General features: G+C 41.7%; 10 protein-coding genes. 2 read left to right on the top strand and 8 right to left on the bottom strand.

Annotation, left to right across the window (positions count from 1 at the left end):
- Positions 1 to 33 precede the first annotated feature (33 nt).
- From fabD to G5B43_RS11945, 4 genes are read right to left on the bottom strand one after another with little or no spacing between them, the layout of a single operon-like run.
- Positions 34 to 921: an ACP S-malonyltransferase gene (gene fabD / locus G5B43_RS11960; protein ID WP_165294977.1), complete on the bottom strand. Its 888-nt coding sequence runs from the start codon at positions 919 to 921 to the stop codon at positions 34 to 36.
- 47 nt (positions 922 to 968) lie between these two features.
- The gene (locus G5B43_RS11955) at positions 969 to 2,201 is read right to left on the bottom strand and encodes a M16 family metallopeptidase (RefSeq protein ID WP_206367341.1); all 1,233 of its coding nucleotides are present in this window, start codon (positions 2,199 to 2,201) and stop codon (positions 969 to 971) included.
- Between the two features lie 44 nt (positions 2,202 to 2,245).
- Positions 2,246 to 5,068, bottom strand: coding sequence for an outer membrane beta-barrel protein (locus tag G5B43_RS11950; RefSeq protein WP_165294975.1), 2,823 nt, complete (start codon positions 5,066 to 5,068; stop codon positions 2,246 to 2,248).
- Between the two features lie 20 nt (positions 5,069 to 5,088).
- Positions 5,089 to 5,811, bottom strand: coding sequence for a hypothetical protein (locus tag G5B43_RS11945; RefSeq protein WP_165294974.1), 723 nt, complete (start codon positions 5,809 to 5,811; stop codon positions 5,089 to 5,091).
- A gap of 407 nt (positions 5,812 to 6,218) precedes the next feature.
- Between G5B43_RS11945 and G5B43_RS11940 the strand changes: the two genes are divergently transcribed.
- Positions 6,219 to 6,815 (top strand): ribonuclease HII, encoded by a 597-nt coding sequence (locus G5B43_RS11940; RefSeq protein ID WP_165294973.1) that lies wholly within the window; start codon positions 6,219 to 6,221, stop codon positions 6,813 to 6,815.
- 46 nt (positions 6,816 to 6,861) lie between these two features.
- Here the strand turns inward: G5B43_RS11940 and G5B43_RS11935 are convergent, their stop codons facing one another.
- Complete coding sequence (locus G5B43_RS11935) at positions 6,862 to 8,997, bottom strand: carboxy terminal-processing peptidase (RefSeq protein ID WP_165294972.1); 2,136 nt, start codon at positions 8,995 to 8,997, stop codon at positions 6,862 to 6,864.
- 272 nt (positions 8,998 to 9,269) lie between these two features.
- On the opposite strand from G5B43_RS11935, the gene G5B43_RS11930 reads away from it, so the two are divergent.
- Positions 9,270 to 10,394 (top strand): tetratricopeptide repeat protein, encoded by a 1,125-nt coding sequence (locus tag G5B43_RS11930; RefSeq protein ID WP_240904854.1) that lies wholly within the window; start codon positions 9,270 to 9,272, stop codon positions 10,392 to 10,394.
- 25 nt (positions 10,395 to 10,419) lie between these two features.
- Here G5B43_RS11930 and G5B43_RS11925 read toward each other — a convergent pair whose 3' ends face one another.
- From G5B43_RS11925 to G5B43_RS11915, 3 genes are all read right to left on the bottom strand, one after another.
- Positions 10,420 to 11,661, bottom strand: coding sequence for an MFS transporter (locus tag G5B43_RS11925; protein WP_165294971.1), 1,242 nt, complete (start codon positions 11,659 to 11,661; stop codon positions 10,420 to 10,422).
- Positions 11,662 to 11,730: 69 nt separating this feature from the next.
- The gene (locus tag G5B43_RS11920) at positions 11,731 to 12,750 is read right to left on the bottom strand and encodes a kelch repeat-containing protein (protein WP_165294970.1); all 1,020 of its coding nucleotides are present in this window, start codon (positions 12,748 to 12,750) and stop codon (positions 11,731 to 11,733) included.
- A gap of 40 nt (positions 12,751 to 12,790) precedes the next feature.
- A complete protein-coding gene (locus G5B43_RS11915) occupies positions 12,791 to 13,729 on the bottom strand; it encodes a dihydrodipicolinate synthase family protein (protein ID WP_165294969.1) in 939 nt (312 codons plus the stop codon).
- Positions 13,730 to 13,791: the final 62 nt, after the last annotated feature.

The following is a 13,791-nucleotide window of genomic DNA, read 5'->3' as shown; positions in this document are numbered from 1 at the left end:
GTAGGCAGGCATTGCGCCTCTCTTTTCTACAAGCTAAGCAATCGACGCCGCCGAAGTCTGCGCCGAACGATCTACCTTTTTAACCAACCCTTGCAATACATTTCCCGGTCCAACTTCTACGAAGGCTTCCGCACCGTCAGCTAGCATCTGTTGCACCGTCTGTGTCCAACGGACAGCGCCAGTTAATTGTGCTATTAAATTCGCTTTGATTTGTATCGGATCAGTATAGGGCTTTGCATCCACATTCTGTACAATCGGACAAATAGGTACTTTGACTTCTGTTTCTTCGATAGCAGCTTGCAATTCTACTTTTGCCGGCTCCATCAGTGGGGAATGGAATGCTCCTCCGACGTTTAATTTTAAAGCTCGTTTAGCGCCAGCTTCCGTCAATAAGACACAAGCCTTATCTACACCCTCTATCGTTCCCGAAATAACTAATTGCCCCGGACAATTGTAATTGGCCGCAACAACAATATCTTCTACTTGTGCACATATTTTTTCTACGGTTTCATCGTCTAGCCCTAAAATGGCAGCCATTGTTGAGGGCTGTGCCTCACATGCTTTTTGCATCGCATTGGCGCGTTTCGCGACTAACCTCAGCCCATCTTCAAAAGATAAAGCTCCTGCCGCTACCAATGCAGAGAATTCTCCCAATGAGTGACCTGCCACCATCGTCGGCTGAAAGCTGTCACCTAAAGCTTTCGACAAAATAACCGAATGAAGGAAAATAGCCGGCTGCGTTACGTTTGTCTGCTTTAGGTCCTCATCCGTTCCAGAAAACATCCTATCGGTAATACGGAAACCTAAAATATCATTTGCTTGTTCAAAAAGAGCCTTTGTCTCTTCATTTAAATTGTATAAGTCTTGTCCCATTCCTACGAACTGAGCACCTTGACCTGGAAAAATGTATGCTGTTTTCATAATACAAAGTAAAAATTATTTTCTTAAAATCGTATCGCGTTTCACTTCTACTCCATTTCCGGAACAAACGCTAACGATGTGAGCTTCTTTTCGTCAAAAATATCCTGGGCAATGGACAACAAGTCACTGGCAGACACCGCATCTATCTTTTCAAATACCTCATTCAGCGGTATAACCCGATCGTAGTCCATTACATTTTTTGCTTCCGCTATAATCATACTCATCCTATTCTCCTCCGCGAGTGCAATTTGCCCTTTAAACTTATTTTTTGCTTTTTGCAGTTGATTTTCAGAGACTCCCTTTGCCTTCAATTTATCAAGTTCGCGAAAAACGATCTTTTTGGCACGTTTGATTTTTTCTTCATCGGTGCCGAGATAGATCGTGAACAACCCCGTATCGGTAAAGAGCGTATAGTTTGATTCAATCGTGTAAGCAATTCCGTATTTTTCCCGGACAGCAAGATTAAGGATAGATGTCATACCAAATCCACCCAACATATTATTGAGCAGCAACAAACCGGTTTTACGGTCGTCATGAATACTATACGCAGGTGCCCCTAGCATAAAATGCACTTGATTGATCGGTTTCTGTAACTCCACGTGCTCGGACATATTCACAAATACTTCCTGACGGGAACGTACAGGTCTGTTCTCCTTTACCGGCTCAAAGTAACGCCTCAACATCTTCTCCACCGTTTTTAGTTCATAATCACCTGTGATACCGATAACGATGTCATTGGTATGGTAATTTTGATGGATAAATTGCTGAACATCTTCTTTTGTAAAACCCAAAAGATCCTTCTCCAAACCCAAAATATTGTGTCCCAATCCCGAACGTTTAAAAATCAAATCTTCATAATCGTCCATAATAGACTCTTCGGGATTATCCCGATAGGATGCCATTTCGTCGATGATGACCCCTTTTTCTTTTTCCATTTCATCCGTTGGAAACGTAGAATGGAAGATGATGTCCTCAAATAAGTCGAGCGCCTTATGCAGGTGTGGTTTTAGAATAGAGGCATGCACACACGTGTATTCCTTAGTAGTGTAAGCATTTAAATCTCCCCCGACAGCTTCCAAATAGTTGAGAATCTGTTGCATGGAACGTCTTTCTGTTTGCTTAAACAGTAAATGTTCGATAAAGTGAGCCACGCCGTATTTGCCCTCTTCTTCATCGCGGGAACCGGCATTTACAACCAAACAGGTATGCGTAACAGGAGAAATCTGACGGTGAAATACCGCACGGATACCGTTATCCAAGCGGATAATTTCATATTCCATATTCATCAAAGTCAAATTCCAAAAGTAGGAATAAAAAAGGACATTTACATCCTCGGTCGCCTCATCCCCCCTGGTCCTCTTTCTTCTTGAAAAGGATTCATTCCCGAAAATTTCTGAAACCTAAAGGTAAAGGTCAACATAAAATATCTTCCTAAGCGATTCGTCCGGGAATCTGTCAAAATATCGCCAACTGTTCTGTTGATATTGATCTGCTCATCCAATAGGTCAAATGCTTGTAAACGAATTGTACCCCGTTGCCCTTTCAACAGGCGTTGTTCAATGTAGGTATTGATGATAAATGGATTCTCCGTGGCTCGGTAACCTTTATTAAACGTCTTGGAAATATCAGCTCCAAAAATGGTCGTCGGTGTGATATTTACAGAACCGATCAGCGTTGGCGAAAACGAGGAAACATTTCCTTGAGAATACTGCGGCAAGGAGGACTTCGTTATATTGTAAGAATAGCGTGCACCGGGATTAATTTCCAGATTCTCTGATGGTGTATACCGAAAGAACAATCCTTGCATCAAAACCGTGTTATTGGTCACGTTCTTATTCCCTACTAATGCATCCGGATCTTCTGATATATAAGCGATATTCTTATTATAATTAACGCTACCCATATACATAATATTATAAGTCTTATCTTTCAGCGAGCGTCCCAGATGGTAAAATGAATTAACGGAATAAACAGGCTCGGATTCGTTTAAGTAACGTACTTCCTGGTAAATACCATCTCCCTCGACAGGATAACGCTTATTAAAAGAAACGATTTTGTCATTGGTCAAATTCGCGCTAATAGTGGCAAAAAATGTCTTTCCTTTTTGGAAATCGCCACTACGGAAACGAATTCGTCCACTGTGTTGAAATTCAGGATCGAGATTAGGATTCCCAATAGTCGTACTTGTACGGTTTGTACTCACTTCAAAAGGCAATATCTGCGACACCCCCGGTTCAGAAGCTCGGGCAGAATAATTAAACGTAATATTGGATTGTTTAGAAAACCGATATTCAAAGCGGGCAATTGGAATGACATTAAAGTTATTCCGGTTAATAACGGCAGATTCCGATGCATTATATGCATTTCCACTCAAAACAGTAGGTTGTACCGCAGCTCCTATACTATACTTAATTTTATCGTTGTCATAAGAATAGTTTGTCCCCACCCGGTGGGAGGTAAATGCGTAGTCATAATCATATGAATAGTTCAGCACGGCGGCGGCATCTACTCCGTTAGATATAGGATTACCGTCTCTATCAAATCCATTTTGCCTGTCGAAATTATCATAATCGTTTATATTAAAGTCGTATGTCAGTTCCATCCGACTCTTTTCTCCAAGAGGCTCCGTGTAAGAAACAGATGTTCCGGCGTTCCAACTTTTGTTTTGCGCTTCCCGTATAGTTTGTTCATAGATCTCTCCGATCGTTTGATCTTGATTGTTCGGGTCATAGATGAGGCGATCTAAAATCTGGTTATAATCGCTTTCTGTAACGGAATTGTCGTAATTAAAATTGATAAAGAAATTTCTTCCTTTGTCGTTCAACCGTCTGTTGTATAATCCACTGATCCCGTAACGTGGCGCATTACTACCGTTCAATTGGGTCTGCGCTTGTGTATAATCCAGCACATTGTCCAAATAAAATATAGAATTATCGAGATTATCCGCATCATTCTTGTTAAAGCCAAACTGCGGTGTCAATTTTAAATAGTCTTTTTCTGAAATATTCCATTCCACATTGGCTTCCATACGATGATTCGTACGGATGCTGTTATTATCCTGATCACTATCAACGCCCATATTTTGTCCGATATATTCGGTAAATGATTGCGTTTGTGTATTATTATCATCCCGACCAAACGAATACGAACCATACACCTTCAACTTATCACTGAAATCATGCCGGACGTTTAAACCAATTGATCCTACCTTGGTGATACCATCCGAACCACCCCATGCGCCGCCTCCTCCACGGCCGCCACCGCCGCCCATACGTCGACGTGCACCACCCCCCATTGTATTAAAGTCGAATAAGTTCGCATTCATATTATTCAAGTTTCCTAATACAGAGACCTGTGTCTTGTCCGTTAGGCCCATCCACATACCCGTGGTCTGGAATCTTTCTTCCGTTCCATAACCTACGCGTATCGTAGACATTTGTCCTTTATTATATTCCGGATCGATCTGAATATTTAAAACCTTTTCCGAATCTCCGGTTCTATTACCTGTCAAGTTTGCCATATCTCCATAATCATCGATCACTTGCATCTTTTCAATAATATTGGCGGGGAGGTTTTGCGTAGCTGTTTTCACATCGCCACCAAAAAAGTCTTTACCATTAATACGAACACGAGTAATCTGTTCCCCTTGAGCTGTTACATTCCCTTCCTTGTCTACTTCCACCCCCTGCAATCTTTTTAGGGCATCCTCTGCTAACGCACCTTCCCGTAATTTCAGGTCCTTTGTAGCATATTCGACCGTATCTCCTTTCACCTGTACGGTAATTACACCATCTACAACCACTTCTTCCAGCATATTCGCGATCCCTTGCAGCTCAAACGATGGAATCATCATTTTATCCTGCCCTGGCGAAAAGCTGAATTGCCGTTCGAAAGGCTCGAAGCCCAAACTAGATACTTTAATAGTAAAATTGTCTGATTTTACATTATTGAATACAAATATGCCTGCTGGGGAAGCGCTTGTGCCCAAGGTATCCTTATCACCTTCCAATTGCACAGAAGCTCCTGCCACTACCCTCGATTCATTATCCCGCAACATACCCTGTACTGTTTTACCTGTCTGCGCAAGCACATTGGAAGCCGATAACCAAACAGCCAGAGCGTAAATTACCATCAAAAAATCTTTCATATTTATTTAAAAATCGTATACTAATTTATTTTTGTTTCCAGTAGTACTGCCAAGGTTGGTTTATCTTTAGACCGGGATGTAGACCGTCCTCTATAGGGGCCATACATTCCTCCAGACCGGACCGTAGCATTTTTGTTCGATGAGACCAATGGTGTAAAGCCATCATGAATACCCAGTTTTAAGGTCGCAACTGGCGTTATATAATCCAATAACGATTTTGGGACAAGCGCTTCGTAGTACAATTTCCCATCGTACACACGAGCTTTTGCTTCTAGGCCGTAGCCATTTCTCAAAGACAAAAGCCCATTAGGCACTGTGGGGAAACCGTATACAAAATATCCTCGCGACCGGTCTATTAACGCAGTTTTATACGCGACGTCTGAATCGTGGCTTTCATTCATCATTGCACGCTTCACCTCACTATCTGGATAGGGAAAGAGAAATTGGATATCGTCTCTGTTTTTTTTATTAGACTGTACGGTCAGCAAAATCCCATTTCTGGCAGCCAAATGCTGTATCATGGGATTCTCTACACGAACGGCAATATAGAGATTAGCCGCGTCCTGTGCTAGCTGATAAAACCAAAACCCTTCATCTGCTACATTATATAGCGTGTCCCACTCTCTTAGATCAGCATCAATCTTCATATCGGGTAATGACGAAATCGTTAACTTTTGCTTCTTTTGTGCAAAAGACTGACCCATTCCTACGATTAATAGTACGCTAAGAAGAAATGCTTTCATCGTTAGTTGTTATTAACTTCATTAATGATTTACGTATAGACTTGTTAATCACAGCAAAGTAAAAAACAAGAATGCTTTTTTATTGAATATCACATACATGTTACATAGAGCCCCAGGGGCGGCGTGTTAACAGCTTCTAAAATGAAGGTTTGCTTTAAGCAACTTTTTTTAGAAAAAAGTTGCGCAAAAAAGCGTCGCTTCAGATATTTGAGATGATGGATAGTACTAAGAATGAGTTTCTACATACCTCAAACATCTGGATGCGACAATTAAAGTTAAGGAGGGGGTTATGCAATAAACTTTCTCGATGCAAGAGAAGTGCGGAGCAGTGGGACGCATCAAAATTTTAAAGTGGAGTTTTTTTGTTAGCGTTACATACACTCCGATCATATTCGTATTTTAGCAGGATGTTATTATCAACTTTTCAGCGAGATGTAACGGAGGCGGGTTGTGATGAAGCGGGGAGAGGATGCTTAGCAGGACCTGTATTCGCCGCCGCCGTTATCTTTCCCGCGGATTACTGCAATACATTGCTTAATGATTCCAAGCAGCTTTCGGAAAAGAAAAGAATGTCTCTACGTTCCGTCATTGAGAAAGAGGCTCTGGATTTTGCCGTAGCCAGTGTTTCGGCACAGGAAATAGATAATATCAATATTTTAAATGCATCCTATTTGGCCATGCATCGCGCATTGGATCAACTCCAAACAAAAGCAGCGTATATCATTGTAGACGGCAACAGGTTCAAAGCATATCAAGACATACCTCATCAGTGTATCATAAAAGGTGACGGAAAATACTTGTCCATCGCTGCGGCCTCTATTTTAGCGAAAACCTATCGGGATGAATATATGCACAATCTCGCAAACGAATTTCCACATTACGATTGGTTGTCTAATAAGGGATATCCGACGATTAAACACCGGAACGCTATTTTACAACACGGTATCAGTCCATATCACAGAAAAACATTCCGCGTTACCGACCCCCAACTGAAATTGTTTTAATGAATATAAACGAGAAGAGACGCGATGAATCGCGTCTCTTGTTAGGTTATTTCTTTGCTAACTTGGTTTGTCCAAGTCGTATATAATCCGCCATCACACTCAGACTTTCGTCTAAGATAAAGTCGAAATCCGCTTTAGGCTGCGGTTCGCCCTCTTTCCACAAAGGAAGTCCACGTAGTTCTAATCCTTTATTAATGCGCGCTCTATTTTTAGCTCTTGTCTTTTCCCGCTCCTGTTTTAGCTTGTCTTGGTTTAAACTAATTTCCTGGATGGAATCCAGCTTCTGGAACTCCTCGATATCTTCCATAAGATAGGCATACTCTGGGGATTTCTCCATACGCAATTCGTGGATTCCCTTAAGCTGACCTTTTAAATCCGTTAAATCCGCTACCGCAGTAAAGCTAGAGGGCTTAATCTGATCCCATGGCAAGGCCGATGGCTCTGAGCTCTCGCCGAATTTTTCTGCCGTATACTGTGTCGGGAAAGCAATATCGGGGAGCACACCTTTATGCTGTGTACTGCTTCCTGTTACGCGATAAAATTTACCCATCGTAATGTTAATCTGACCGAATTCCGGTGCACCATTGGGTGTATCCGGATCTTTGTCCAGCCCTTTAGCTTTTAATAATAATTTATTAGTTGCGCTGATAAAACGCGACATATCAATAGCGGACTGCACGGTTCCTTTTCCATAAGACTGCGTTCCCAATACGATACCTCTACCGTAGTCTTGAATAGCACCGGCGAAAATCTCTGATGCAGATGCTGAAAAACGATTGATCAACACACCGAACGGGCCGTCCCACGCCACGCCCGGATCATTGTCATTATCTACTTCCACCCGATCACGCACATCACGCACTTGAACAATCGGCCCCTTGTCAATAAATAATCCTGTCAATTCGATAGCCTCCTGCAACGAACCACCACCGTTATTTCTTAAATCTAAAACAACAGCATCTACATTTTCCTGACGAAGGGTATCCAAAATCAGACGGACATCTCTTGTCGTACTTTTATAGTTTGGATCACGACGACGGTACGCCTCGAAATCGATATAGAATTTTGGTAATTTGATGAGCCCTAACTTATACGTTTTTCCATTTTCATCTTTAACTTGCTTTATTTCCTTTTTTGCTGATTCTTCTTCGATAACAATCTTATCTCTTTTCAGCGCTACAATTTTCGGTTGTGCGGTAAGTTCTTGCCCTGCCGGAATCACTTTCAATCGTACGATAGTATTTTTTGGTCCTTTAATTTTTGCTACCGCTGCATCCAAACGCCAGCCAATGATATCCTCGAACTCTTCCTCTCCTTGTGCTACACCGATAATTCTATCATCCACATTTAAGCTTTTGTCTTTAAAGGCCGGCCCTCCCGCAATAATCTCCTTGATAGTGACCATTTCGTTTTCCATCATCAAACGCGCACCGATACCTTCAAATGTATTGGACATACTTTCGTTAAATGCTTGTGCAAATGAAGGGTTATAATACGTCGTATGCGGATCAACAGCATCTGTCAAAGCAGTCATTATAAGCTGAAATGCGTCATTTGAATTGGTTTGCTTTGCTTGGCTAACGAGATTTTTGTAGCGTTTGCGCAACGTCTCCTTATGTTTTTCTACGTCAACGGAATCTTTGTCGGTACTTGTCAACCGTAAATTCAACAAGTCATATTTTACACGCTTTCTCCACTGATCTTTTAATTCAGTATCATTCTTAAAATAAGGAAGTTTTTCCCTATACGCCACATATTTCTCATCAACATCAAAATCATGGGGAGCATCTACCTGTGTCAGCGCATATTCCATTGCCTCCAAATAGCGTTGGGAATACACATTGAAAATATAGAACGGTGCGGATAAATCGCCTTTTCTAAAATCTTGGCTAACGGTATTCTCAAATTGCTTGAAGTCATCGATATCGGCCTGTAACAAGTAATTACGTCCTTGATCCATCGACTCCAATAAGTTTGCGAACACAATCCGCGACAACGAATCTGTCATCGGTACTTTTTTATAACTATAGTTTTCCAATAGGTTGGCAACCTCGGCTGCAATCACTTCATGCTGTGCCGAAGGTTTTAATTGTAACGCCTCTTCATCCAAACTCACGCGGGGTTTTGATCCACAAGCTATAAACGAAATTAAAGCCAGACCAAATACGATATTCTTAAACATATAAGATATTTTTTTAAAATACATTCGCAATATTCCTTTTCAGTATCCAAAACTTACAACGAAATTTTGAATGCCATAAAAATACTGAAAACAAAGCAGAAAATAATAGGGTCGCTAAAATTAACGACCTGAGACTACTAAGTTAAACATTAATTTACTTTTAAATAACTTAATAATCGGCGAGATATTGTGTAAAGATTTTATGTCGGCGGGAAAAGCCCCCCATTTGCGAATGTGCAAATTAGGCTATAACTTTGTAAAATAGGAAAGGAATGCACATGAAACTCTATCAAAAGAGTCTGATTTATATTATTATAGGATTATTTGTTCTAGGATTCAGTACTGATACCCAAGCACAGCAGGCCGACGGTGCATTGGATCCCGCGGGCTATATTAATAAATACGATACGGATTTTGACGGCATAGGACCTCGGGTATATGTACTTCCAGCTCCCCGAACTCGTGAGGAGTTACTGACGGATTCGTACAAAGAAAAAACAGTCTTTCAAGACAGTATCGATAGAGCACTTGACTTTCAGGAATTGATGGTGGATTTTAAAACTACACGTGCTGAAATGAACGTGCAGCACTTACTGTCGCCTTTACCCAGTACTGCTTTGGCGCGGAATGAATTGGTAGAACGGGAAGTTGAGCGCGGCAATTATAACGCAGCCTACGGTTTATTACATACTTACGCATCGTTATCCTTAAAAGAAGGAACCATCGCCCGAACGCTAGACTTGCTGCAAAGTGCCCTTCAACATGCGCAAAAAACATCAAACACATCCGATGTAGCTGTTATTCAATATAATCTGGCCAACATTTATTTATACGACAAGAATATTCAACAGGCAGGTTATTTTCAAGAAGCTTACTATAAAACAGCTGTGCAGCAGAAAAGTATTATTGATCAGGCCAATTCCCTGTTGAAAATAGCACTTATTCAAGCACACGACAAAGATTACCGTTCTGCGGAGAACAACATCATCCGCAAGGCTATTCCATTGCTAAACCGGGCGAAAGCCTACGAACAAAAAATCATCGCTTGGCAAACCTTAGCCCGAATTTACCAGTTACAAAATAAACATACGGAAGCCCAGTGGTTTCTAATTCAGGCACGAGATCTGGCGAATAGCAAAAACTTCAGCGGAGAGCTTGCGGAAATTGAATATATGCTGGCATCCTCCAAATTTGTCCAAAAGAATTATAATGTTGCAAAAAAGGAATTTCTGCAAGCGGACGAACTGGCTAAATCAGAGGATAACAAACTGCTCCAGCTGGCTATTGCGGACAAGCTGGGCCAGATATACATGACGCAGAGCGACTTCAATAATGCCGAAGCCACACTGCATAGCTATCAGGATTTGCGGACGGAACTTTTTGGCAAAGGGCAGTAGCATGTCTCTTTGGCAATAAGGCATCTCAGTCTACATAATCGTTCACCTTAGGGCGGAGAAAATATAATTGGATCAGCAGCGCGATCAAGACAATTCCTGCGAGTGTGGCAAAATCTTTTCCTAAATGCCCCGCATCCGAAGATCGTCCGAGAAAATCCGTGATATATGCACCGGAGAAAACACCGACCATATTCATCAACCCATAGGCTGTTGCCCGATATTTTGAAGACACAAACTGGCATAAGATGGGCATATTATTCGCATCAAACATACCGAATCCTAAACCGAAACAAAGGGCTGCAGTGACAACATGAAAGAGCGAATGACCAAAACCTAACAGCAATAACGATGGAATCGTTAAAGCAATGCCGATAGCACTCGTATAAATTCTACCCTTTATATTGCGTTGTACCCATCTATCGGATAGAATCCCTCCACAAATAACCCCTATAAAGGACGAAACAGCAATTGTAATCGTCGACAATGGTCCCGCACTAGACATAGGAATATCTAGATTTTGTGCAAAAAGTGTCGGAAGCCAGTTTTTTGTTGCCCACCCAGGTAAGCTTGGCACGGCAAAATAAAAAAGTATAACCCAAAAGGAAATATTGGTAAACAATATAGCCAGTGCTTTAAAGGCAAACGGACGTTGTTTCTCCAACTTTTCTTGCGCAGTCTTTATACTATTAACAGCAGATTTAGCTTCTCGTAAGAAAAATATCAAGATAATAGCATATACTATTCCTATAAGCCCAAAGGCACGAAATGCGGTATGCCATGTAAACGCTTCTGCTACCGTCGCACCAAAACCTCCAAGTGCCTGCCCCATATATAGTCCCGTCATATGAATACCAACAGCTAGGGATCTCGTTTTTTCCTGATGAAAATCAGCTATGAGAGAAAGTCCAGCAGGAATATACAGTGCCTCGCTTACCCCCATGACAGCTCTTAACCAATAAAGCTGTTGAAAAGTATTCGCATACCCCATGGCAAAAGTTACACCAGACCAAACAAATAAACTCCCCACGATAAGCCATTTTCGATTGAATTTATCCGCTATACCTCCCGCGACAGGACTCATAAAACCATATATCCATAAGAAAATAGCCATTAAATGGCCAAAGTTTGTAGCCGATTGTAATTCAACAATGTCAGCTTCCATACTGGGTCGCATTGTAGCCAACATCTGTCTATCCATGTAATTGAGCAATGCAACAATCCACAAAAGGCCTACAACGACCCAAGGGTAATATTTTGAATTTTTCATCAGCGTATTTGTTTAATCGGCAATATGCCACCATTAGCGAATCGCCATGTACATGTGTCGCGAACGCACTTATTCAGAGGTTTTAATGGCTTCCGCGACAACAACTTTTGTTGTTCTCACCGAGGGCCTTATCTCACCACCAGGGATTATAGCTTTGTTATTCCATACCACTAATGGTGTAGTTACAGCTGCATCACTGGGTTGAACGCCAACCTCGGTCCAATTATTATATTTTGTACTGTACGACAAAACAGTTTTTGAAAATCCCTGATGTTTCTCCTTTTTTGGATTTATTCCAATCTGTGAACCGCTATCCCCACCAAAAACGACCAAGTTGCCGTTACCTACAGCAAAAGCCGGACTAGGCGCCGCAACGATCGCGTGTGGCAAATCGGCAATTCTTTCCCAGCCCCGCCCGACTGTGTACTTATAGGCATCTTTTAGATACTCACGATCACCATTCTTCAGGTGAGTGCCGCTAAATAGATAAATTGCGCCATTCTGTGCGCCCGCAATAGCAAGCATCCGCGAAGGTCCAGGCCAAGAGTCCAGCACTTTCCATGTTGTCGCAGATTTATTGAGGTCTAAAGACCAAAAATTGTTCTGCGTTTCCTTCGATGTAGGATCCAGCGTACCACCCAATACATATACCACATTATTCAGGATCACGCCTGTCGAATTGGCTACAGGCTTGGGTAAGTCAGGGAGATGTTTAAAGGTAACATTCTTCCCATCATATTGAAGCAATCGTACCTCAGCTATATGCTTTTCATGCGTGCTCCCACCGATTAAAATCAATCCTTTATCACATGTAATCGAGACACCGTACCCTAACGCAGTCGGTAAATTTCCGATAACTTTCCATTCACCGTCCGGGCTATCCAACGCAAAAATTTGATCATGCCATACTTTTTTGGAACCTGTCCAGGGAGCACCTCTATCAGGAAAGTTTGCTCCTCCTGCAACAATCAATGTATTATTCCATATTCCTGCAAAAGAACCCGCAAAACCGATATCGTCGGGCACATTTGCCAATGTGTCCCATTTAAAGGAAATATTTATCTGGGCATAAACCGATGTAACTGCCATATAGAAGATTATACTTATAAAATAAAAGAATTTCATCGCATTAATGATTTAGCACAGAAGCTGTCTCTCTGCATTGATCTACCTGCTTAAAAAAATCTTTTGCTTCCAAATCTTCCTTTAGTCTTTTTCTTTCTTCCGATGTTAGACCAATCAATGGTAAACGGCACGAACCTAGTTCAAAACCGCCCATATCTACGATGGCGCGCTGCGCTGGAATGGGCGAAAATTTACCCAGAGATTGCACCATTTTGATAGAAACCATTTGTAATCTACGGGCTTCTTCCATATTTCCATTTTCAAAGTTTTCAATAATCTTGTTATATAATGGTGCGGCAAATGTATATGTACTTCCCACCGCTCCTTTCGCCCCTACAGCCAATGCTCCTAAAAGCATTTCATCTAAACCATACAAGACATCATATTTACCATCTTTATAGTTCACGCAAGCCTCATATTCATGCAATGTAGACGCCGTATATTTCAGTCCCGCAAAGTTAGGGATCATCTCTTCCGCCAGCTTTATGAGTTCCAGCATATCCATGGATATGCCTGTCAAATGGGGAATATTGTAGTAATAAAAAGGTGTATTCGGGGCCGCAGAAGCAATTTCGGCTAAGCTTGTCACCAAAGCCTTCACTGACGCCGGTTTAAAGTAAAAAGCCGAGACCGAAGAGAAAGCATCTGCCCCCACCTGTTCTGCATGCGCAGCTAATTTACGCGCTTCTTTTATCGAACTATGCCCAACGTGAACGATCACTTTAATCCGCTTACTTGCCGCTTTCACATAGGCTTCAACGATTGCCTGTCTTTCCTCGACTGTCAGATTTGGCCCTTCCCCGTTTGTTCCACAGACAAACACGCCCGAGACGCCATCATCAATCAATTTTGCCACTATCTGCGGAATAATCGCCAAATTAACTTCACCATTTTCATTATAGGCCGCAAAAGTAGCCGCAACCAATCCTGTAATTTTTCCCATTATCATTCTATTTCGTTTGTTATTTCATACAGCGTTATATTATTTTACGCTTTTAGTAATTT

It is taken from the genome of Sphingobacterium sp. SGR-19, assembly GCF_011043555.1.
In the GTDB taxonomy this organism is placed as follows: Bacteria; Bacteroidota; Bacteroidia; order Sphingobacteriales; family Sphingobacteriaceae; genus Sphingobacterium.
This window is presented reverse-complemented; position numbering and strand designations above follow the sequence as displayed.

What these genes read in the sequence shown, in the direction of transcription:
- fabD (WP_165294977.1), bottom strand. Translation starts at nt 921, where the DNA reads ATGAAAACAGCATACATTTTTCCAGGTCAAGGTGCTCAGTTCGTAGGA.
- G5B43_RS11955 (WP_206367341.1), bottom strand. Translation starts at nt 2,201, where the DNA reads ATGGAATATGAAATTATCCGCTTGGATAACGGTATCCGTGCGGTATTT.
- G5B43_RS11950 (WP_165294975.1), bottom strand. Translation starts at nt 5,068, where the DNA reads ATGAAAGATTTTTTGATGGTAATTTACGCTCTGGCTGTTTGGTTATCG.
- G5B43_RS11945 (WP_165294974.1), bottom strand. Translation starts at nt 5,811, where the DNA reads ATGAAAGCATTTCTTCTTAGCGTACTATTAATCGTAGGAATGGGTCAG.
- G5B43_RS11940 (WP_165294973.1), top strand. Translation starts at nt 6,219, where the DNA reads ATGTTATTATCAACTTTTCAGCGAGATGTAACGGAGGCGGGTTGTGAT.
- G5B43_RS11935 (WP_165294972.1), bottom strand. Translation starts at nt 8,997, where the DNA reads ATGTTTAAGAATATCGTATTTGGTCTGGCTTTAATTTCGTTTATAGCT.
- G5B43_RS11930 (WP_240904854.1), top strand. Translation starts at nt 9,270, where the DNA reads ATGCACATGAAACTCTATCAAAAGAGTCTGATTTATATTATTATAGGA.
- G5B43_RS11925 (WP_165294971.1), bottom strand. Translation starts at nt 11,661, where the DNA reads ATGAAAAATTCAAAATATTACCCTTGGGTCGTTGTAGGCCTTTTGTGG.
- G5B43_RS11920 (WP_165294970.1), bottom strand. Translation starts at nt 12,750, where the DNA reads ATGGCAGTTACATCGGTTTATGCCCAGATAAATATTTCCTTTAAATGG.
- G5B43_RS11915 (WP_165294969.1), bottom strand. Translation starts at nt 13,729, where the DNA reads ATGGGAAAAATTACAGGATTGGTTGCGGCTACTTTTGCGGCCTATAAT.